General features: G+C 50.7%; 20 protein-coding genes. 13 read left to right on the top strand and 7 right to left on the bottom strand.

What is annotated here, in order from left to right; all coding sequences use genetic code 11:
• Nucleotides 1-18 precede the first annotated feature (18 nt).
• Nucleotides 19-774, top strand: a complete 756-nt coding sequence (locus ACO0LL_RS08870) for a hypothetical protein (RefSeq protein WP_422950491.1) — start codon at nucleotides 19-21, stop codon at nucleotides 772-774.
• A 35-nt stretch (nucleotides 775-809) separates the two neighbouring features.
• Here ACO0LL_RS08870 and ACO0LL_RS08865 read toward each other — a convergent pair whose 3' ends face one another.
• Entirely contained in the window at nucleotides 810-1,007 is a 198-nt protein-coding gene (locus ACO0LL_RS08865; protein ID WP_422950490.1) for a hypothetical protein, read from the bottom strand.
• Between the two features lie 248 nt (nucleotides 1,008-1,255).
• On the opposite strand from ACO0LL_RS08865, the gene ACO0LL_RS08860 reads away from it, so the two are divergent.
• On the top strand, nucleotides 1,256-3,559 hold the full coding sequence (locus tag ACO0LL_RS08860; RefSeq protein WP_422950489.1) for a TonB-dependent receptor plug domain-containing protein: 2,304 nt from the start codon (nucleotides 1,256-1,258) through the stop codon (nucleotides 3,557-3,559).
• 96 nt (nucleotides 3,560-3,655) lie between these two features.
• Here the strand turns inward: ACO0LL_RS08860 and ACO0LL_RS08855 are convergent, their stop codons facing one another.
• The gene (locus ACO0LL_RS08855; RefSeq protein ID WP_422950488.1) at nucleotides 3,656-4,153 is read right to left on the bottom strand and encodes a pilin; all 498 of its coding nucleotides are present in this window, start codon (nucleotides 4,151-4,153) and stop codon (nucleotides 3,656-3,658) included.
• 181 nt (nucleotides 4,154-4,334) lie between these two features.
• Between ACO0LL_RS08855 and pnuC the strand changes: the two genes are divergently transcribed.
• A complete protein-coding gene (gene pnuC, locus ACO0LL_RS08850; protein ID WP_422950487.1) occupies nucleotides 4,335-4,925 on the top strand; it encodes a nicotinamide riboside transporter PnuC in 591 nt (196 codons plus the stop codon).
• Nucleotides 4,913-5,437 carry an AAA family ATPase gene (locus ACO0LL_RS08845; protein WP_422950486.1) on the top strand — a complete coding sequence of 175 codons (525 nt, stop codon included), beginning with the start codon at nucleotides 4,913-4,915 and terminating at the stop codon, nucleotides 5,435-5,437. Before pnuC ends, ACO0LL_RS08845 begins: the two co-directional genes overlap by 13 nt.
• Before the next feature lie 62 nt (nucleotides 5,438-5,499).
• Here ACO0LL_RS08845 and rpoD read toward each other — a convergent pair whose 3' ends face one another.
• Complete coding sequence (rpoD, locus tag ACO0LL_RS08840; RefSeq protein WP_422950485.1) at nucleotides 5,500-8,295, bottom strand: RNA polymerase sigma factor RpoD; 2,796 nt, start codon at nucleotides 8,293-8,295, stop codon at nucleotides 5,500-5,502.
• Between the two features lie 433 nt (nucleotides 8,296-8,728).
• Between rpoD and ACO0LL_RS08835 the strand changes: the two genes are divergently transcribed.
• From ACO0LL_RS08835 to budA, 6 genes are all read left to right on the top strand, one after another.
• Complete coding sequence (locus tag ACO0LL_RS08835) at nucleotides 8,729-9,499, top strand: c-type cytochrome (RefSeq protein ID WP_422950484.1); 771 nt, start codon at nucleotides 8,729-8,731, stop codon at nucleotides 9,497-9,499.
• Nucleotides 9,500-9,504: 5 nt separating this feature from the next.
• Complete coding sequence (locus ACO0LL_RS08830) at nucleotides 9,505-10,809, top strand: c-type cytochrome (protein ID WP_422950483.1); 1,305 nt, start codon at nucleotides 9,505-9,507, stop codon at nucleotides 10,807-10,809.
• 465 nt (nucleotides 10,810-11,274) lie between these two features.
• Nucleotides 11,275-12,201 carry a hypothetical protein gene (locus ACO0LL_RS08825; RefSeq protein ID WP_422950482.1) on the top strand — a complete coding sequence of 309 codons (927 nt, stop codon included), beginning with the start codon at nucleotides 11,275-11,277 and terminating at the stop codon, nucleotides 12,199-12,201.
• A gap of 14 nt (nucleotides 12,202-12,215) precedes the next feature.
• Complete coding sequence (locus ACO0LL_RS08820; protein ID WP_422950481.1) at nucleotides 12,216-12,959, top strand: penicillin-insensitive murein endopeptidase; 744 nt, start codon at nucleotides 12,216-12,218, stop codon at nucleotides 12,957-12,959.
• A gap of 45 nt (nucleotides 12,960-13,004) precedes the next feature.
• Complete coding sequence (locus tag ACO0LL_RS08815; protein WP_422950480.1) at nucleotides 13,005-13,793, top strand: DUF4184 family protein; 789 nt, start codon at nucleotides 13,005-13,007, stop codon at nucleotides 13,791-13,793.
• Between the two features lie 73 nt (nucleotides 13,794-13,866).
• Entirely contained in the window at nucleotides 13,867-14,649 is a 783-nt protein-coding gene (gene budA / locus ACO0LL_RS08810; RefSeq protein ID WP_422950479.1) for an acetolactate decarboxylase, read from the top strand.
• Nucleotides 14,650-14,665: 16 nt separating this feature from the next.
• Here the strand turns inward: budA and pstS are convergent, their stop codons facing one another.
• Nucleotides 14,666-15,739 carry a phosphate ABC transporter substrate-binding protein PstS gene (gene pstS, locus ACO0LL_RS08805; RefSeq protein ID WP_422950478.1) on the bottom strand — a complete coding sequence of 358 codons (1,074 nt, stop codon included), beginning with the start codon at nucleotides 15,737-15,739 and terminating at the stop codon, nucleotides 14,666-14,668.
• 192 nt (nucleotides 15,740-15,931) lie between these two features.
• Here pstS and ACO0LL_RS08800 point away from each other — a divergent pair, with 192 nt between their 5' ends.
• From ACO0LL_RS08800 to ACO0LL_RS08790, 3 genes are all read left to right on the top strand, one after another.
• The gene (locus tag ACO0LL_RS08800; RefSeq protein WP_422950477.1) at nucleotides 15,932-16,399 is read left to right on the top strand and encodes a hypothetical protein; all 468 of its coding nucleotides are present in this window, start codon (nucleotides 15,932-15,934) and stop codon (nucleotides 16,397-16,399) included.
• Nucleotides 16,400-16,679: 280 nt separating this feature from the next.
• Nucleotides 16,680-17,444, top strand: coding sequence for a GNAT family N-acetyltransferase (locus ACO0LL_RS08795; protein WP_422950476.1), 765 nt, complete (start codon nucleotides 16,680-16,682; stop codon nucleotides 17,442-17,444).
• Between the two features lie 2 nt (nucleotides 17,445-17,446).
• Nucleotides 17,447-18,313: a UDP-2,3-diacylglucosamine diphosphatase gene (locus ACO0LL_RS08790; protein ID WP_422950475.1), complete on the top strand. Its 867-nt coding sequence runs from the start codon at nucleotides 17,447-17,449 to the stop codon at nucleotides 18,311-18,313.
• Between the two features lie 2 nt (nucleotides 18,314-18,315).
• On the opposite strand, the gene ACO0LL_RS08785 is transcribed toward ACO0LL_RS08790, so the two are convergent.
• The 3 genes from ACO0LL_RS08785 to ppk1 form a co-directional block, all read right to left on the bottom strand.
• A complete protein-coding gene (locus ACO0LL_RS08785; protein ID WP_422950474.1) occupies nucleotides 18,316-19,203 on the bottom strand; it encodes an EamA family transporter in 888 nt (295 codons plus the stop codon).
• A gap of 101 nt (nucleotides 19,204-19,304) precedes the next feature.
• Nucleotides 19,305-19,784, bottom strand: coding sequence for a phosphohistidine phosphatase SixA (gene sixA, locus ACO0LL_RS08780; protein WP_422950473.1), 480 nt, complete (start codon nucleotides 19,782-19,784; stop codon nucleotides 19,305-19,307).
• Nucleotides 19,784-21,925, bottom strand: a complete 2,142-nt coding sequence (ppk1, locus tag ACO0LL_RS08775) for a polyphosphate kinase 1 (protein ID WP_422950648.1) — start codon at nucleotides 21,923-21,925, stop codon at nucleotides 19,784-19,786. The genes sixA and ppk1 overlap by 1 nt, the downstream gene beginning before the upstream one ends.
• Between the last annotated feature and the right edge of the window lie 74 nt (nucleotides 21,926-21,999).

Here is a 21,999-nt window from a genome sequence, read left to right as displayed (position 1 = left end):
TTTTAATTTTACTAAAGCATGATCAATAAGTACTCCTCCATTTTTGTCCTGATGCAGTTAGCTTCAGTACAGGCTTTTGCGCAAACCAATAGCGCGACACCTGTTACGAAGCCTGCGGCTGCACAGGTAGCAGAAAGCCAGGCCGAGACTGAATGGATCAGCTATCGCAGCGCTTACCGCCTGATGATACAGTTTGAGAAGTATGGCAAACCCAAGAACCTGATCCAGAGCCATTTCCAGGTTAGTGCAAAAAATGGTAATCCTTTGCCAGACACCTTGCAATTGCATCTGGTCAGTAAAAACATGCGCTTGAACTTGCCACTGGATGCAGTTGGCCGCGCCAGTTTTCCTTTGTTGAAGTCTGCCTATGATGAAAATGCAGAACTGGTATTGAACCAGGCTTCCGGGCAGGTCAGTTTTCAAAGCCGGATATCAATTATTGCCAGGGCTGATGGTATTTATGAAGTTGCCGAATTACGTCTCGCGTGCGAGCAGGCACTGACTTATCTGAAAAATATGGGTGATGCCAAAACCGCGAGCAAATCCTGTGTCGGCGTGAGATTTTCTTATTTGAAGAATACCGCTCAGGCAAGCATCAAGCTCAGGGGGGCCGACATGTCTGTGCATGCAATGACATGGCAAGAGAATAGCGCATTCCCTGACGAAAACAACAAGGCCTATAAAACCGTGACCTTACGCTTTGCCGACGCGCCAGAAAAAGGGCAGTTACTGGCGCAACAGCCACCTGTGGCAATTGCACCAGTCTTTGAATGAGTTCTACTAATTAATGCATTAATACAGCTTGCGTCCTACCAGCGACGCCAGTGCCTGCCGCCACCGCCACCCCAGTAAGGGCCGCTCTGTATTACAACGGGCGGAGGGCTGACATAGACCCGTGGCCCATAACCATATCCATACCCATAGTTTTGAGCCGGGGCTACGACACAGCCAGACAAACCCAGCACGCCAGTAAGTATGATAGCCATTCCAATAATGTTTCTTCGCATGATGTACTCCTGTTAGGTTAGTACTCCAGTAGTAATGCTTGACAGGGCGTTTGCGTTGACAATTCAAGTGTAAGACTCTGTTGCTGATGTTTCAAAAAATAATTTGTAAGAATTGATAGGAGTATTGCTTATTTAAAAACTTCAATGAGCAATAACTTGAGCAAACATTTGTTGCGTCGCGGAACTTGACGCCGTGTGGTATGGTCTTAGGTTTGTTCTCTAACGACTATTGCCACAATAACATCTATATGCAAACCCACAGTTTAGCCCTACGCCCAACTATTTTGTCCCTGGCCATCATGGCGGCTTTCAGCCAGTCTTCCTATGCGCAAACTACTGCGCCGGCGACGCCTGCTAAAACCGAAACTGCTGAAAAAGCAGATTCCAAGGCCCTTGAACCCAAGATACAAAAAGTAGAAGTACAGGGTAACCGCGTCTATGACGAACGCCGTCAGGACACTGCCACCAAGATCGTTGTCACTCAGGAAGAGATCCTGCGCTATGGCGATACCAATGTCAGCGAAGTACTCAAGCGCCTGCCAGGCGTGACTGTCGGCGGTGTTCAGGGTCGCGGTGGCGATATCCGCATGCGTGGCCTCGGCGCAGGTTATACCCAGATCATGCTCAATGGCGAACCCAGCCCACCTGGCTTTTCGCTGGATTCTCTCTCACCTGACCTGATAGAGCGCATAGAAGTCATACGCGCAGCGACAGCTGATCTAAGCACCGCATCAATTGCGGGCTCGATCAATATCGTCTTGAAAAAGTCTGTACAGACAGCACAAAAAGAACTCAAGCTGGGTTTGTTTGAAGATGGCGGCAAGTTTGGTGAAAACATCAATTACCAGGTCTCCGACAAGGCTGGCCGCATGTCATATTCCATCTCCGGTAATCTGAATCATGGTCAATACGAGCGTCCTTCGTATTCGGATGAGGTACGCGCGGATGCGAATGGCAGACCTTATGCAACAACGCACACCAGCACTCTCGGATGGGGGACTTTCAATAACCTGGGGTTCTCACCGAGGATAAACTGGAATTTTGAAAATGGCGACACCCTGACCACGCAGAGTTTTGTCAATGCGAACCGTTTTGATGGGCATTTCAGTGAGGTAAGAACGCCTGCTATCGTTGGCGTATTGCCACCAGAATTGATTGGCAAGGAGAATAGTTTAAAGCCAATTTATGCAAGTGACCTGCAAAATGTGCACTCCGATTTCTCCATGTTGCGTACCAACCTGAACTGGATACACAAGCTGGCAGATAGTGCCAAGCTCGATGTCAAACTTGGCCTGAACTACAACAAGCGCAATTCTGATGTGGAATTGTGGGGTTATGGCGAGAATAATGCACAGATACTTGATCGCAGGAGCATTTCTGGCGCTACAGACAAAGGCCTGACCATGAGCGGCAAATACAGTGCGCCATTTGTTCAGGATCACTCGTTTGTATTTGGCTGGGATGGCGCGTATAGCAAGCGTGGTGAAACACGTACGCAAGTTGACCTTAGTAACACTTTGCCGTTGATCAATCTTGACGAAAACTTCAATGCCGATGTGACCCGCATGGCGGTGTTTGCACAGGATGAATGGAATGTCACCAAGCAGTGGTCCGTGTACGGCGGCTTGCGCTGGGAGGGTATTGATACCCGTAGTAGTGGTGCCTTCAAAGCGAGTAGTACGGATCCGACGAACACGCCGTACAGTATCCATAACAGATTCAGCGTCTGGAGCCCGATACTGCAAACTTTGTACAAACTGCCAGACAGCAAGAACGACCAGATCAGGCTGGGGCTTACCCGTACTTACAAGGCACCAGATACCAGCCGTTTGATACCGCGCCGCTTCATCTCGAACGATAACAAGAACCCGAATAGCCCGGACAGCATGGGCAATCCTAATCTTAAGCCGGAGCTGGCCTGGGGTCTGGATATGGCCTATGAACACTATCTGCCTGGTGGTGGCATGCTCAGTGCCAGCGTATTTTTCCGCCGGATCAATGATTTTACGCGTACGCAGTTGGTCAAAGAGGGGACTGACCCGAATGCGGTGTACGTCACCATGCCAGTGAATGATGGTCAGGCAACGACCAAGGGCATAGAGCTGGAGGCTAAATTCCCTTTGCGCGCGATGGTGGAAGGTGCGCCGGCTATCGATTTCAGGGCGAATCTCTCTTTCAACTGGTCCAGCATCAGTAGTGTGCCTGGCCCGAATAACCGCCTGGATTCACAAACGCCTATCAGTGCCAATTTGGGCATCGATTACAAACTGGATAAAATACCATTGACCCTGGGCGGTAATGCCAGCTTCCAGACCGGTGGTCCGGTGAATATTTCTACGGTACAGAGCTCTTATTCCGTGCCCAAGCGTGTACTCGATGTATATGCCCTGTGGAAATTTGATCCCAAAACCAATTTGCGTGTTTCCCTGGGCAATCTCCTGCATCAGGATAATGTCAATATCGGAACTTACAGCGATAAGGGTTCAATAATCCAGACGTCGGTCACCCCTACCACCGTGACTGCCCGCGTCATGTTTGAGCACAAGTTCTGACATTATCAGCACTGAAACGAGAAGGGCACTTCAGTAATGAAGTGCCCTTTGTCTATATGCAGAGGCTTGGTGTTTAAGCCAAGCGGCCAACTCAGCTTATTTCTTGCTTTCTTGCTTTGGTCTGCAGTATGAAGGCAGGTTGGCTGGTGGTACTGTGGTCTTGTCTATGCCTTTGACGGTCATTTTTTCTGGTGGTGTGCCTGTGGCGCATACCCATGCCACTGGCACGATGGGCGCATCTTCAACCACTGCCGGGCGCAGGCTCAGTACCTTGCCTTTTAGTACACCGTGGGCATTATTGCCAAAAGTGATATTGACCACTCCTTCTTGCACCTCGACTGAGCTGATGAGGTTGCTGACAATTTTGTCGGCGACTGGCAAGCCAGCTGCAATATTGTCTGTCGGAAACTTCTTTTCAGTTTGCCAGGTAGCGGCGACCGGTTTTTTCGCGATATCGGCAAACTGTATGCCGACTTCCAATTGCTCCCTGACGACCTTGAACATATAGGATGGAACAGCCATGGCGGCCAGGATGGCAATGACGCCGATGACTATCATCATTTCCAGTAAGGTGAATCCTGAGTGTTTTTTCATAAAGCTGATTTTTGTTGAATGTTGAGTTTTTAGGAATATAGCGGATAAGCCTTGCTTATCACAATCTAAATATCAAGAGAATGTACTTCTGCAGCAGTTGGCGACACCTGTTGGTGCAATAAGCTATGACACAAGTAGCCCTATCGTTGATAATGCGGGCAAACCAATTATCTTTTGCATCATGAATGATCCTATCCCTATATTCGGCTTCACCACCACCTTGCTGGAGCTGCTTTCTTCTGCCTTGTCCGTCATTACGGTCGCTCTGAATATACGGCAGATACACTGGGCCTGGCTGTTTTCTATCCTGTCCTCTGGCATGTATGCAGCCGTGTTTTTTAACACCAGATTGTACGGAGACATGGGTTTGCAGTTTGTCTTTATCCTGGTATCGGTCTGGGGTTGGTTCAACTGGCTGCGTGGCGATGATAGTCATGAGCGTTTGCAAGTCACACGTTTGAATGCGCAGAGCAGGTGGAATTCTCTAGGGGTAACTGTGCTGGCCTTTGTCTTGCTGGCCTGGTTCCTCAAGACCTATACCGATACTGATGTGCCTTACGCAGACGGTTTTTTGACCGCAGGCAGTTTGCTGGGGCAGATTTTGCTCAGCCGTAAAAAACTGGAGAACTGGCATGTCTGGATCATCGTCGATGTGTTGTATGTTGGTCTGTATGTCTATAAGGGCCTGGTGCTGACGGCGCTGCTGTATGCAATTTTCGTTATGATGGCCATCATGGGCCTGCGTGCCTGGAGTAAAACATGTCCTCAGTAAACCGTGTCGTCATATTGGGGGCCGAGTCCTCAGGTAAATCCATACTGGCAGAAGCTTTGGCCGCGCATTACCAGACCTTGTGGGTGCCCGAGTATTTGCGTGAATTCGTTGAGCAGAATCAGCGTGTTCCTAAGGCAGAAGAGCAAATCCTCATCGCCAGGACACAGGTGCAACGCGAAACCGAGCTATTGAAGCAGGCTAAGCAATGGCTGTTCTGCGACACTGGCCCCATCATGACAGCTATCTATAGCCGCCATTATTTTGGCGAGCCGGATGCTGAACTGGCTGAACTGGAACTATCGCATCAATATGATTTTTGCATAGTCACTGCACCAGATTTTCCCTGGCAGCCAGATGGCTTGCAGCGTGAATCTGCCTATGTGCGTGACCGCGTACATCAGGAAGTATTGGATGTGCTGGATGAGAGGGAAATCCCTTTCTTGCTGGTTGAGGGAAGTAACCATTCCAGACTCGAACAAGTGCAGTTCGCTTTATCTTTCCTGTTGAGCTAATCCATAAAAAAAGCACTGCAACCTTGCGGAAGCAGTGCTTTTCGATTTGTTGCGATGATGGCTTAATTGCTTTCCATCAGGCTCTTCAAGTGATCAGCGCGGGCAGGGTGGCGCAGTTTTTTCATGGCCTTGGATTCAATCTGGCGTATACGTTCACGCGTTACTTCAAATTGTTTACCTACTTCTTCCAGCGTGAATTCGGTACTGGTTTCCAGGCCAAAACGCATGCGCAAGACTTTGGCTTCGCGCGGGCTTAAAGAATCCAGTGCCTCTTTCAGTTTCTCTTGTACGGATGCCTGCATCGCTGCTGCCATCGGCGACAAGGTCATGCTGTCTTCAATGAAGTCACCGAGTTGTGAATCACCGTCGTCACCGATAGGCACGTCGAGCGAGACTGGTTCTTTGGCAATCTTCAGGATTTCCCGGACCTTGCCTTCTGGCAAGCCCATTTTTTCAGCAATCGCTACCGGCTCTGGCTCCAGGCCAGTGGTTTGCAAGAGCTGGCGACGTACGCGGTTCATCTTGTTGATGGTTTCTATCATGTGCACAGGTACACGGATAGTGCGTGCCTGGTCGGCAATCGCACGGGCAATCGCCTGCCTGATCCACCATGTCGCATAGGTAGAGAATTTGTAGCCGCGACGGTATTCAAATTTATCCACGGCCTTGAGCAAGCCGATATTGCCTTCCTGGATCAGGTCCAGGAATTGCAGACCACGATTAACATATTTCTTGGCGATGGAAATGACCAGGCGCAAGTTGGCCTCGGTCATGGCGGCCTTGGCTTCGCTGGAACGTTTTTCACCAGCCACCATCTGCTTGTTGATTTCACGCAGGTCAAACAAAGGCAGACTGACATTGTGTTCGAGGTCGATCAGTTTTTGTTGCAATTCACGGGCAGCATGAATATTGCGGCCCAGGATGGCAGCATAGCTGGATGTGCCATTCATTTCCTTGTTCAGCCATTCTGGATTGGTCGCATTCTGGCGGAAATGCTCAACAAAATACGCGCGTGGCATGCCGCATTTATTGACCATCAATTCCAGCATCTGCTTTTCAGTCTGGCGCAGCGTCTTCATTTGCTTGCGCAGAGAGTCGCACAGTTTTTCTGCGGTCTTGACGCTGAAACGCATGCCTTGCAGTTCACGGGTGATAGCAATCTGCGCCTGCTGATAAGAAGGAGATTTATAACCATCCGTAGTGCGGGCAGCCTGCATTTGCTCAAAGCGCATGGCGACGATTGCAAATTTTTGCAGCACTACGTTTTTCATGTGCTGCAATTGCTCGTCGCTGATGCCACTGGCGTTTTCTGCTACTGCATCATCGTCGTCATCAAGATCGTCGAGATCATCATTGTCGCTGAGTTCTATGGCAGGTGCGTCAGATGCATCAGGGTCCAGCAGGCCATCGATGATGTCATCCACGCGGATTTCATCTTTGGAAATTTTGTCGGCAATCGCCAGCATTTCTTGTATCGTACCAGGGCAGGCAGAGATAGCTTGTACCATGTCTTTCAAGCCATCTTCTATGCGCTTGGCGATTTCGATTTCGCCCGAACGTGTCAACAGTTCCACGCCACCCATTTCACGCATATACATGCGTACCGGGTCGGTGGTGCGGCCAAAGTCTGAATCAACTGTGGCCAGCGCAGCGGCGGCGGCGGCTTCTGCCTCATCTTCAGTGACATTGTTGGCGACGTTATCGGTCAGCAGCATCATCGCAGCATCAGGTGCGGCGTCATAGACGGCAATGCCCATGTCATTGAGGGTGCTGACAACGCCTTGTATCATTTCAGCGTCGGCAACGTCGTCAGGCAGGTGATCATTGATCTCGGCGTGGGTCAGGTAGCTACGGTCCTTGCCCAGGTTGATCAACTTGGTCAGTTGCTTGCGATATTGTTCCAGTTGCGCTTCCTGGCTTGCTGCATTGGCGGGCGTTGGCTTTTTGGCCTTGACACGCGCTGCGCGCTTCATCTCTGCTGATTCTGCTGCATTCAATGCCTGGATTTCATCATTTTCAAAATGAAATTCAGAAGACTTGCGGCCACGCTTGGCAGGCTCGCGCATCGCCGGCAAGACATAGGCCGATGTGTCGATGTCCTTGATGCTGGTGACCGCAGTAGCAGGTGCAGCGGGTGCAGAGGCAACAGACGCTGCCACTGCAGCTGTAACAGCCGCCTTAACCGTTGTTGCAGCAGGCATGGAAGCTGCCGGTGTGAATGACGTAGCAGAACTGGCATTCGCCACAGGCTTGAGCGTGACTACCGGCGCAGGTGGTGCCAGTTTGCCTGAGCCTATGCGTGCTTCGCGTTTAATGACAACCGGCGCGGCAGCCGCAGGCTGGTCAGCCAGCAGCAATTTTTTTGCCAGCTTGGGGCCGCTCTTGCGGATCACAACTACGCGCGGCTTGGCGGCCTCTGTATCTGTTATATCTTTTGCTGCATCGGTTTTATGGATGCTTTCCGTAACATCGACAGCAGCTTCAGTATTTGTGTCGGCTAATGCTACCGGCAGGGCTGTGCTGCCACTGTCGTCGCTATCCGCCGTCATTGCATCCATTTCTGTGGATGCGCTTGCTGTTTCTTCAGGCGCATCGCTGCCGTCGGCCACCGCAGCCTGTAATCTGGAACGACGTTTGGTAATCACTGTCACCGGTGTTGAGACCAGTGTCGGTGTTTCTTCTATCGAATCTACTGGATTCGACACCGGTACTACCACCTGTACAGTTTGCACTGTGGCCGTGCGCGCTACGCTGAGCGCGGGGCGGTTCAGTTGCAGTTGCGGTTTTTTACCTAATGTCAGCGTTGAGCCTGTTTTTGTTGTAGGAGAAGTGTTTGAGTCAGTTAAGCTGTTTTTCATGTAACAAATTCGAATACGACAACAAATGCTTGTCAATGGTGTTAGGCAATAGCAAGGGCGAAAAAGCTGCTGGCGATCATCATCTACAGGATCAACGGCAGGCGTGGCGCGGATAAAAAAGCCCGCTGGTAAAAGCGGGCCAGGTCATCTTGCTGAATCTGGGCCTCAAAAGAGACGAAAGGGCAGAATTATCCTCGGCTTAGGCATTCTTGACAAGCAAGACTTTGCTTTCTTTTGCAGAAAAATTTATCCCTTGCCCGCGCCGGTAAGCAGACGAGTGGCCAAGGGCCTGATATCTACAGGCTTTGCCCCTTGTTACAGCATTTTTGTTTGAGGTTTCAAGTAGTGAATAGCTTGGCAATGTTTGATGTAGATCATATGTACTTACGCTAGCTCTTAAAGAAGTTGGACAAACTGTTAAGCTAGCGTCTTTGTGCCATTATTTGTTTTTATCGCCATGCACTTTACTTTTCGCCTGAAAGCCAGCCTGTTTTGCATGTGGCTGGGCTTGCCACTGATCGCTGCGGCGCAAACCGCCCAGCCTGCCCGGTCAACTTTGAAGGTGCCTGACACTCTCGAGCAGAGGCTGAAAGCCTGTACCTCCTGTCATGGTGCTGAGGGCAGGGCAGCAACTGATGGCTTTTATCCGCGTATCGCCGGCAAGCCAGCGGGTTATCTGTATAACCAGTTATTGAATTTCAGGGAAGGCAAACGTGCCTATCCTGCCATGCGCTATATGGTGGCCCATATGTCTGACGCCTACCTCAAAGAAATAGCAGACTATTTTGCCAGCCAGCATCCGCCTTATGCCGCACCACAGGTCGCCGATGCAAATGCCGTTCTGCTGGAACAGGGCAGGCAGCTTGTGATGCTGGGCGACAAAACCCGCAATTTACCGGCCTGTGTTTCTTGTCATGGCAAGAGCATGACGGGTATGGCACCTTTCATGCCCGGCCTGGTAGGCTTGCCGCGTGATTATCTGATTGCGCAATTGGGTGCGTGGCAAACCGGTAGTCGCAAGGCACATGCGCCAGACTGCATGCAACAAGTGGCCAGCAAACTCAAGCCTGAGGATATTGCAGCGGTATCAAGCTGGCTGGCAGCACAGACTGTGCCTGGCGATAGTCTTGCTCCCATATTGAAATCGACAGAATACGGACTATTGCCGATGAAATGCGGCAGCTTGACTCAATCATCTCCATAAAAATCATGAAAAAAATTCTCATGTCCGTCCTGCTGTTCTTGCTGGTCTGCATTGTTGCGGTAGCGGGCTTTGGCTACTATCTGGTCGATGACAAAAGTACTGCAAACACGGCTGCTGACAAAACAAATACGGCAGATCAACTGCTCAGGGGGGAATATCTGGTCAAGGCTGGTAATTGCATGGGCTGCCACACTTCACGGGGCGAAGCCGCCTTTGCCGGTGGACGCTTGTTGCAAACTGACTTTGGTAACTTCAGGACGCCGAATATCACGCCTGATGTAAAAACCGGCATAGGGAGCTGGACTGCCGACGATTTCTGGCAAGCCCTGCACAATGGCAAATCCAGAGATGGCAGCCTGCTATATCCATCCTTCCCATATACCAATTACACCCAGGTCTCACGCGCAGATGCTGATGCCATGTATGTCTATCTGATGTCCTTGCCCAAGGTCGAAAAGCAAAACCAGGCGCATGAACTGCGCTTCCCTTATGATCAACGGGCTTTGCTGGCTTTCTGGCGTGCAGCTTATTTCAGGCCCGCTAGCTATCAGGAAGACAAGAGCAAGTCTGTTGAATGGAACCGCGGTGCCTATCTGGTCAATGGATTGGGGCATTGCAGCGCCTGTCATAGCAGCCGCAATAGCCTGGGCGCGAATGCCGGTGTCAAAGATTTGTCTGGTGGCGAATTAACCAGTTGGTATGCGCCTGCACTGACCAATAGCAAAGAAGTCAATCTGGCTAAATGGTCACCACAAGAATTGATCGCCTTGTTGAAATCCGGCGTCAATCAGCATACTGCCGTCTCTGGCCCCATGGCTGAAGTGGTCGCCGGTAGTACCCAGCATCTGTCAGATGCTGATATCAAATCCATGGCCACTTATCTGCAGGCCATACCTACCGTGCAGGTGGCTGAGAAGGATGTCCTGGACAAGTTCATGGCAGGTTCTGAGCTGAGTGCGGAGCGCATGGAAGCAGTCATGAAACAAGGGGGAGCACTTTATAAAACCCATTGCATGGATTGCCATGGAGCGCAGGGAGAAGGTGTCAGCAATATTTATCCGGCACTGAAATCTAATCCCGGTGTGCTCAGCCATGCCTTGTCGAATCCGGTACGCATGGTCTTGTCTGGTGGCTTCCCGCCAGTCACGAAAGATAATCCGCGTCCTTACGGCATGCCGCCTTTTGCCCATACCCTCACTGACAGCGAAGTCGCCCTGGTACTCAGCTATGTGCGCAATGCCTGGGGCAATAAAGCCGAGCCAGTTACTCCAGCAGAAGTTAATCGCTACCGTACTGCTGCAATGGAATAGAGTGGAAAATTACAATTTGATGACAATTCACATACATTTTTAAACATTCTTGCGCTTCATCCGCTTTTACACTTGTGTTAATTGACATTGTTTGCAGATGGATTTGAAATCTGCCACCCGCTTGGCGACCTGTTATTACAGTTATGTTGGCGGCGTGTGGTGGTGTCTCGAGCACTGGTGTGAACGCTGATGTAGTGAGGTCAGTGAAAGGGCTGGAATTTCTCTGGCCCGGTAGTGGCAGACCTGGTGTTATCCGACGCCCCTGTAGCTATCACTTGTCGCACTGGAAGTGACACCACCACGAAGTAGAGTATGGCAGCAGCCGCAGCCGTAGCCTTTTAGCATTGGCTGCAATCGTTGCCATACTGCCGACATACTCGAATGACTCCATCCGCCTGCCCATGAAAAGTGTTATAGATCAGCAATTTCAGTTAAGATTGCTTCTTTATAAATCTTTTTCATCATATGCGATTCAGAATCATCACTCTGCTGCCAGCACTTGCTTTCAGCATCTCTTATCCTGCCCTTGCCGCCAATAATGTAGATCAACCCACTAAAACTGCGGGACCTATCAAGAGCCTGGCAGTCGATCAAAAATCAGATGCACGTTATGTAATTACTACCGTGCCGCAAGAGTCGGCCATGGAACGCTTTGAGATGAAAGATGCTCAGGGGCGCAATATTGCCTATGTTGCCATGACAGATGGTGATGTTGGTGGCCTGGTGTTTGTTGATAACAAACTCACGGGTGCGGTTTCCAAACAGGATGCGCTGGCTTTCTATAGCTGCCGTGGCTATGCTTCTGCCACCAAATATCATTGGGCTAAAGACGCCAATGCCTGGATAGAGGGTTTGCTGGCCGCCAGCCAGCCGACTTCCACAATCACTTTGCAATTCTCTGGTAAGTCGAGCTGGCGCAGTATTGTTGAAGTTGTCAATAATCCTTCGCTTTCCCAGATCGGCTCGCTGGTCGATATAGGTACCAATCCCCTGGGTATTTTGCGCAAACTCAATAATGCGCGCGAGTCCATGGCGGAGCGTGAATTGTTTGAAAAAACCAGGCTGCGCCTGATGGAGGTCACCACCGGCACCAGTGAAGGCAAAGTAGCAGAGATCATCAAGCCTGAAGATGTTTCATTCGCAGTCGGTGGCCTGGTCATGGCTTACCCACGATTCTCTATCGAGTATTTTATTGCTGATGGTGCGGTGAAGGCGATACAGCAGCCATCCTTCCATGTCCTGTCACACAAGCAGGCAGCATTATTTTATGTGACCAATACAAAATGGGAAATGTGCACGCCAGAAAACTGGCGAAATGCAATGCCGGTAGTGAATGTTCCGGCCCCTGCAGTGAGCGCAACGCCACCTGCGCAGACGACTGAGCCAAAATAAGTATCTGCATCAAGGTGGAATCCTTCGCACATCTCCGTCGCCATCTGCTGGGCCTGGGCCTGGTATTGGCATGGTCTTGTGCCGGACTGACAGCAGGGCAGGCAAAAGCACAAGAAAAAGTGCAGACCAAAGAAAGTACCTGCTATGGAACGGTCGCCAATGGCAGGCTGGAAGCTGGCGTCAGTTTGCCAGAAAAAGGCAATAATTTTTCTGCGTATAGTGCCCTGGGCGTCAGCCTGGGGCGCACGTATGTACATTCCACCGTTGCAGAAATTATTTCTCTGGCCTATCAAGAACTTGAGCAAACTGCCAGCGACAAAGTCTTTGTCTATGGTGAAACCGGCTGGAAAACAGGTGGGCGCATGAGGCCTCACCGTACCCATAAAAATGGTCTGTCTGTCGATTTCATGGTGCCCGTGCTTGATGTCCAAGGCATATCCCGGCCCTTGCCTGGGAATATGAATAACAACTATGGCTACGATATTGATTTTGATACACAAGGGCGCTTTGGTGACTACCGCATCGACTTTGCCGCCCTGGCCGAGCATTTATACCAGCTTGATCTTGCAGCAAAAGCCAAGGGCAGGGGACTTGCACTGGTGATTATTGACCCGCCTTATCAGGCAAAATTATTTGCCACGAAGCGTGGGCCTTATCTGCAAAAACACCTGAAATTCATGAAGGGAAAAGCCTGGATCAGGCATGATGAGCATTATCATGTTGATTTTGATTTGCCCTGCAAAAAAAACACTGCTTGATTTTAAAACGCACGACCGGATGACCTGAACTTACTTTAGCTGAATATGCCCTGGACCTTTGCCCATCCACTCGCCATATTGCCCCTGCGCCGCCTGGCACCGCAGCGTTTCAATCTGATGGCCCTGGTCATAGGCAGTATTGCGCCAGATCTTGGCTACTATGTGTTTGCTTTCGACCTGGCGACACTGGCGCACCAGTGGCCGGGTTTGCTGCTGGTGTGCCTGCCCTTAGGCTGGGCTGTATTCATGTTCTTGCGTTTGATGCAAACACATTTTATTTATCTGCTGCCACAGATGCAAAGGCAGGCATTGCAGGCGCATTTGTCCCCGTCGCGCAATTTGAATGTGTCGCAAGTGATCTGGATATCCTTGTCTTTACTGCTGGGGGCGATGACGCATATAGTCTGGGATGCATTCACCCACGCCAGTGGTTTTGCGGTCGCCTACTTTGATGTCTTGCGTGAGCCGGTAGAGATCGCCGGTTTTCATACCAGCGTCTTTCATCTGGTGCAGCATCTGAGTACCTTGATTGGTGTAGGGGGATTGGCTTACTGTTACTGGCAATGGCTGAGAAAACTTCCGCACATCGTCATACTCGAACCCAGGGAGAGTGATCAGTGGCGGTATATTTTAATTGCCAGCACTGCCCTGACTGCATTATTACTCGCGTTGCCGATGGCGTTTGCCATATCTGGCGCTAAGAATGCCAGTGCAGCAAAAGAGGCATTTTTGTTTCGCTTTGCGTTGTGTGCAACGACCTGTTTTGCCATACTGCTGACGATTGCCGCTTTACTGATCGCCAGGGCCAGAGTAAAACCAGAAGCACCGGAGTAAGCAATTGATGTTCAATCAGTGGCAATATGCCTTTTACTACCTCACCCTCATCAACTTAAATGCGTAGAGAATCATGAAAATTCAAAAACTGGCAGTCCTGTTTGTCGTCGCTACTCTGTCGGCTTGTGCCCAGGTACCAAAACAGGCGACAGTATTTCATTACGCCACGATAGATGCACTGCTCGCAGGTGCCTATGAAGGTGAGCTGACTGTTGATGAGCTGAAAAAGAAGGGTGATTTTGGCATAGGCACCTTTAACCGTGTTGATGGTGAAATGATTGTGCTTGATGGCGACGTATTCCAGTTCAAGGCAGATGGGACTGTGGTTAAAGCCAGTGGCGGACAATTGACGCCCTTTGCTGTAGTCTCCACTTTCAAAGCAGACAATCGCTTTGAAGTCAGCAAAGAAACCAGCATGAAAGAGCTGGAAGACATGCTCGATGAACGACTGGTCAATAAAAATCTTTTTTATGCAATCAGGGTAGATGGCGACTTCAAACAGTTGACTACACGTGCCATCTCGCCGCAGGACAAGCCTTATAAACCTCTGGCAGAAGTGACCAAGACCCAGACATTGTTTAACTTTAGCAATACCAAGGGCACCCTGGTTGCATTCCGCAGCCCCGGTTTTGCCAAGGGCTTTAATGTGCCGGGTTATCACTGGCATTATCTTTCTGATGACCGCAAGGCAGGTGGCCATGTTCTGGCACTCAGCCTTAGTCAGGGGACGATCAAGGTCGGGGCGGTATCAGATATAGAAATCAAACTGCCCGCCAACAGCATGTTTGCTAACACCAATCAGACTGTTGATCGAGCTACGGAATTGAAGGCAGTAGAGAAGCTGCGCAAGGACTGACGTAATCCCTGTTTCCTTAGTTTTTTGAACCAGGATCAGTACTCAGATTCCAGTTCAGGATATTGCCGTTCTTGTCGGTGACGGTCGTCATTTCCTTGAATATCCTGGCTTGCAAACTATCGGGCAGGCGCACGAAATCGACGCTGTTAACAAAGCGGTCACCGCGCATGAAGGCCCATGTAAAGAATTTCATGGTGGCGGTGGTTTGCTGCGCATCCCTGGCACGCTGTTGCATGATGATAAAAGTACCCATGCTGATAGGCCAGGTTTTTTGCCCTGGTTTGTCAGTCAGCATTTCTTCAAAATTGGCATCGGTTTTCCAACTGCTGTTTGACAGGGCTGCAGAAAATGCCTCGGCAGAAGGGGCGATGAATTTGCCATCGCGATTTTGCAACAGGGTGTAGTCGAGTTTTTCTTGCGTTACATAATTAAAGTCAATGTAACTGATAGCGTACGCCGTTTTCTTGATCGTGCTGGCAATATTGCTGCTGCCTTTGACTTGTATCAAACGGCTGTTCCAGGGGATAGTGAAATTCCTGCCATACTTGGCCTGCCAGTTTTTGCTGACCTTGCCCAGGTAATCAGAAAAATTGTAAGTCGTGCCTGAACCATCCTGGCGCACGATGACTTCTATATTCTTGTTTGGCAAGCGCAAGCCCGGATTAAGCGCCGTGATCGCAGTATCGTTCCAGCTGGTGATCTCGCCGGAAAAAATATTCGCAAGGACTTCGCCCGTCAGACGTAGTTCAGCGGTTTTGATACCTGGCAGATTGATTACCGGTACCACGCCTGAAATAGCTGAGGGAAACTGTATGAGTTTGTCCTTTTTCAGATCAGCCTGGCTAAGGGCCGCATCGCTGGCGCCAAATTCCACACTGTTTTCCTTGATTTTCTTGATACCGGCGGACGAGCCGCTGGCCTGGTAAGTGACCGTAACACCAGCGTTTTTGCTATAAGCATCCGCCCATTTCTGGTAAAGGGGTGCCGCCGCGGAAGAACCTGAACCCTGAATGTCGGCATGGGCAGTAAGGCTGGCAAGAGGGGAAAGCAGTAAAACCAGGGGGAAGAGCAGGGAGTTGCGTGTATTCATGATAAAAAATAAAGCTGAAAAGCCGGGAAACTGGAAACGAATTGGCGCGGATTATCTCACGAGCCTGAAAATTCCTCCCTAAAGCGGTATTTTCCGTAATGAACCTGTCATTTCTAGTGGCTATGCTTCTTCCTTGCATATCAACAATAAATTGTTTATATTGTTTACATGTTTTCTAATCTGGAGGCTGGAATGGTAACCGCAGCAACGAAAAAAGTAAGTACTGTAGTCGCAGGTGCAGAGAAAAAAGTCGTAGCCCTTAAAAAAACGCCTGTTAAGCCTGCTGTTGTGGCTGCCGGGAAGAAAGTCGTCAGCAAACCTGCTGCCGAGGTGAAAGTCGCTGCAAAAGCGCCTGTGAAAGCCCCTGTGCGCGCCAAGCCGACAGCCAGGCTGCCTGAAGCCAGACCCGTGGCCGACGTGGTCGTCGAAAAAGTCAAAAAGGCCAAGCTGGTGCGCGACAGTTTCACCATGCCAGAAAGCGAATATGCGGCGCTTGGTGCAGTCAAGAAAGCCTGCCTGAAAGCTGGCGTTGAAGTCAAAAAGAGCCAGTTACTGCGTATAGGCGTTGCCTTGCTGAGCAAGACCGACGTACCAGCGCTCAAAAAACTGATCGCAGGTCTGGCGCCGCTGAAAGCAGGCAGGCCAAAGAAAGAAAAATAATTCAGCTGCAGGAATGCGTGAATAGCAGGACATGATGCCGGGCATACATCCGGTATGTATCTGTTATGTATCTTTTATGTATTAGGTATGCGCTTTTGTTCTGCTGGCATGCAGTTTTTCAATACTATCCCCGTTCTGGTATCTGTTCGAGATCAGCCAAAACGGGGATTGTTGTTTTTCAGACTTGTCATAAAACCGACATCTTGCTGTCATCTTGCTGAAGTAATCCTTGATTATTCTTCGTTCGTCGGATCAACGAACAACATGACAAGGACGATGAATGCGATTACTCACGATACCCGCCGATGCTAATCCCAGTTTTTCCAAACTCAATCTGAGCCTTGCTACCACGGCAAAAGAAGTCAAAGAAGTACAGCGATTGCGCTATAAGGTCTTTATAGAAAGCATGGGCCTGTCTGCTTTGTCCAACCCTGATGGCCTGGATAAGGATGAGTTTGATGAGTACTGCGATCACCTGATCGTGCGAGACTCCAAAACCCTGAAAGTGGTCGGTACTTACCGCATACTGGGGCCAAATGCTGCCCGTCAGCTCGGTCGCTATTATTCCGAAACAGAATTTGACCTATCCCGCCTGCAACATATACGTAATAGCGTGGCAGAAGCTGGTCGTGCCTGCATACACCCTGATTACCGCAGTGGTGCCGTCATCATGCTGCTGTGGGCTGGCCTGGCTGCATACATGCGCCGTGAGCGTTGCTCGCACCTCATTGGTTGCGCGAGTATCAGCCTGACCGACGGTGGCCAGAATGCTGCGGCGATTTACCGTGGTCTGTCTGCGGCAGATTTCTCTCCGCTCGAATACCGCGTCACGCCACACACACCTTTCCCGCTCGATGAAATCGACAGCAGCACGACTGAGGCACGTATTCCGCCACTGCTGAAGGGCTATCTGCGTGCCGGTGCCTGGGTTTGTGGTGATCCTGCCTGGGACCCTGATTTCCATAGCGCTGATTTATTCGTCATGTTGCCACTGGCGAATCTGGATGACCGTTACGCACGCCATTACGGCACAGGGGAGCAATAAATATGAAACCAGCCGATCAGTTCCTGAGTAGCAAATTGTATAAAACCGGTAAGAAAGAAACCCAGCGTTTCCGCACTATCTGGATTTCAGATTTGCATCTGGGAACGAGCGGCTGCCAGGCGACCAAGTTGCTGCAATTTTTGCGTGCCACCGATTCAGATACCCTGTACCTGGTCGGTGACATCATCGACGGCTGGCAACTCAAGCGCCGCTGGTACTGGGACCAGACCCATAATAATGTGGTGCAGACTGTCCTGAAAAAAGCTAAAAAAGGTACAAATGTCATCTTCGTGCCTGGCAACCATGACGAGTCGATACGCCAGTTCATCGACCTCGATTTTGGCGGCATTAAAATCAGGGATGAGCTGGTGCACACCACGGCCGCAGGCAAGCGCATGCTGGTCTTGCATGGTGACCGGTTTGATGGCGTCATCGCTTGCGCCAAATGGCTGGCCTATGTAGGTGACAGCTTGTATACCGTCATCCTGAAATTTAACCAGATATTCAATAACTGGCGCGCCCGCGCTGGCATGCCTTACTGGTCGCTGTCACAATATCTGAAGCAAAAGGTCAAGAACGCGGTCAGCTATATCACGCAGTTTGAAGATGCACTGGCAGACGAGGCCCGTCGCAAAGGCCTGGATGGCATTATCTGTGGCCATATCCACAAGCCAGAAATACGTGACATCGGGGGCATCTTGTACTGCAATGATGGCGACTGGGTAGAAAGCCTGTCAGCCCTGGTGGAAGATGCTAAAGGCGAACTCAGGCTGGTAACCTGGCATGACATCTGCCACCCTGAGCATGTAGCAGATGCGGTGGCAGATATCGATGTGGACGAGACCGAACTGGAAACAGTCGCCGGATAAGTTCAGGTGCTTGCAGCCGGTTTGAACCAGGACCAGATGCGCAAACCAAACTGGTTGCAAGCCAGACCTGCTAGCACCAACAGACCAGCGCAGATTTTCCACCAGAATAAAGTCTCGTTCAATACGATAGAAGCGGTCAGCATGCCGACTACCGGCACTAGCAGAGTAAACGGCGCTATCGTCGCTGCAGGGTATTTACGCATCAGCCATGACCAGATGCCAAAACCGACTATGGTATTCGGGTAAGACTGGTAAGCAATGGCACCGATTGACGTCCAGTTCAGCTGCGCATAGGCTGCTTGCCAGGCATCCATGCCTTCCATCATGTAAGACGCCAGCAGCAAGGGTGGGCTTGCAATGGCCGAGCCCCACACCACCATCGCCAGCGGATTGACGACACCTATCTTCTTGGTGACGATATTGGCGATACTCCAGCACACCGCACCAGCAACCACCAGCAAGAATCCTATGATGGTTGCCTGCGCTTCCAGATGCATGGCAACCAGCGCCATGCCAGACAAGGCAATCAATGCACCCAGTACCTGCACGAATTGCGGTTTCTCACCCATGATGACAACGGCCAGACCCATGGTGATGAATGCCTGCAATTGCATGACCAGGGATGCCAATCCCGCCGGGAAGCCGAGCTTGATACCGCAAAACAAAAGCGTGAACTGGAAAGCAAACTGGAACATGCCGTAGGCAGCCACCCATTTCCATGATGTCTTGGGAAATGACACAAAAAATACCAGGGGCAGGGCAGAGAAGATAAAGCGCGATGCGGTGAACAGCACAGGCGGCAATCCTTGCAAACCGATTTTGATGACTACGAAATTGATGCCCCAGGTGATGACTGCAATCAGGGCGGCAAGGATGTGCGTGGGTTTCATCGTGCTTTATGGGTAAAGACGGCCCTACATACTAACAGCAAGCGGGGTTTGCTGCAGAGAGCCAGTATTTTTACCTGTGGATAAATGAATTTCAGGAGCGCTTATTTAACCACCAGGTCAGGCGACATGATGGCTTTCAGATAGGTCTGCATAATCTCGTTCTCGCGCTGCTTTTGCGTGATCCACCAGACATTGCCTTTGCGTACGCTGTACTCTTGCAAAGGGTGGCCCAGCAATTCAGCGGCGACCTGGCCCAGATAGGGCTGGTGGCCAATGATGAGTACAGGTTCACGGCTGTTCGGCCAATTGGCTGCGGTTAGTACATCGCTGACCGTGGCTGCCGGCCCCAGTTCGGGAACGACTTTATATTTCCTGCCGCAGGCGATCAGGGCTTCAGCCGTATCTCTGGTGCGTATGGTGGGGCTGGCCAGTATCCTGCAGGTTTCAGGCAAAGTACTGTCCAGCCAGTAAGCAATTTTGCTTGCCTGCTTGTTGCCCTTGCCTGTCAGTTTTCTGAATTCATCAGTCAGTTCAGCTGTCGCTGGTTCTGCTTCTGCATGACGCCAGAGGATGAGTTCCATTATTGATTATCCGTATCAGCCAGGGTGCCCAGAGTTTGCATCAGATGTTGCTGGGCACAGAAACGTACTTGCTTGGCTCTGGATTTCTTGCGGTCGTAATGTCCGTCTGAATCCAGTGTCCAGGCATTCACATTGTCTTTCAGATAGGGTTCCAGACCTTCAGAAATAACGCGTTTTTTCAATGACTTTTCCAGTACAGGGAAAGCCACTTCTATACGACGGAACAGATTGCGATTCATCCAGTCGGCACTGGCAAGATACACATCATGCGCCAGATCATTGCGGAAGTAATAGATACGGCTATGTTCGAGAAAGCGGCCTATGATGGAGCGCACCTTGATGTTTTCAGACAAGCCAGGTACGCCCGGGCGCAAGGCGCAGGCACCGCGTATGATCAGGTCAATCTTGACGCCATCTGCCGACGCAGCATACAGTGCCCGGATGACAGATTCATCGAGCAATGCATTCATCTTGGCGATGATGCGGGCAGGGCGGCCTTCACGGGCTATGCGCGCTTCATTGCGTATGGCTTTAATGATTTGCGGTTGCAGGGCAAATGGTGCCAGCCACAGATAATCAAGTTTTTTAGGTTTTGTCAAACCAGTCAGGTGGATAAATACTTCATTGACTTCTGCCGCCATCTCAGGATGGGCTGTCAGCAAGCCAAAGTCTGTATAAAAACGCGTGGTCGATGGATGGTAATTGCCAGTACCCAGATGGGCATAATGTCGCAAATTACCGCCTTCTTCGCGGCGTATCACGAGCGCCAGTTTTGCATGGGTCTTCAGGCCAACCACGCCATATACAACCTGGGCACCGGCGCGCTGCAATTTGTCGGCCCAGTTGATATTCGCTTCTTCATCAAAGCGCGCCATCAATTCGACGATGACGGTAACTTCCTTGCCCAGTCTTGCCGCCGTGATCAGGGATTCCATCAAATCCGAATTCATGCCGGTGCGATAGATAGTCTGCTTGATCGCGACTACACTGGGGTCTTGTGACGCCGAGCGTATGAAGTCAATGACGGTCTGAAAAGGCTGGAAAGGGTGATGCAAGAGTATGTCTTGCTTGCGCAGCAAAGTGAAAATATCAGCGTGCGCATACTTGCCTATGGCCTTCGCCGAGAACGGTGGGAAGCGCAGATTAGGCTGTTTGACATGATCAACCAGTTCACCGAGCCTGACCATGTTTACCGGGCCATCCACCGGATACAGACGGTCGCTGTCGAGGTTGAACTGTTCGAGCAAGAATCTTGACAAGTCCTCAGGGCAGTTCTTTGCCACTTCCAGGCGTACTGCCGCACCGAACTGACGGGTTTGCAATTCACCCTGCAATGCCTGGCGCAGATTCTTGACTTCTTCTTCATCGACCCACAGGTCGCTGTCACGGGTGACGCGAAACTGTGAATAATTGATCACCTCACGGCCATTGAACAAGTCTTCTATGTGTGAGTGTATGACTGAAGACAGCAGGCAAAACGCCATGCCATCGTTCGACAATTCATCCGGCAGGCGGATGATGCGCGGCAAAACGCGCGGTGCCTTGACGATCGCAATTCCTGTGCCACGGCCAAAAGCATCCTTGCCCGCCAGCGAGACAATGAAATTCAAACTCTTATTGACTACCTGCGGGAAAGGATGGGCAGGGTCCAGGCCAATTGGTGTTAGCAGGGGTCTGACTTCACGTTCAAAATAAGATTTTACCCAGGCACGCTGAGCTTCATTGCGCTCGGAATGACGCAGCAGATGTATGCCTTTTTTGGAAAGCTGCGGCAGGATCTCCTGATTCAGTAATTCGTATTGCCTTTTTGCCAATTGATGACACTCGTCGCTAACGCGCTTGAGCATGGCCTGGAAGGTAGGGTGTTGTACCAGTTCACCATCTATCGTGTTCTGTGCCAGCAGGCTGGCAACCCTGACTTCAAAGAACTCATCGAGGTTGCTGCCGACGATGCATAAATATTTCAAGCGTTCGAGCAAGGGGATGCTGCGGTCCTCAGCCTGAGCCAGCACACGCCAGTTGAAAGCAATTTGTGACATCTCCCGGTCCAGGAAAATCACCGAACGTGACAATTCTGGTACCGCCACTGGCTTGGCTTGCTTGGCAAGTGCCTTGATTTCAGTGTCAGGAACTTGTTTCATGTCTTCCGGCGCAGTTGCTGAAGAGGGTGTTTCCTGATTTGGCATAGTTTTTTGCATGTCATAAAGGACGTCAT

This window comes from Undibacterium sp. TC4M20W (assembly GCF_049340245.1).
Classification (GTDB): Bacteria; Pseudomonadota; Gammaproteobacteria; order Burkholderiales; family Burkholderiaceae_D; genus Undibacterium.
Note: the sequence above shows the minus strand (reverse complement) of the source record. Positions and strands in the feature narration are given on the sequence as shown.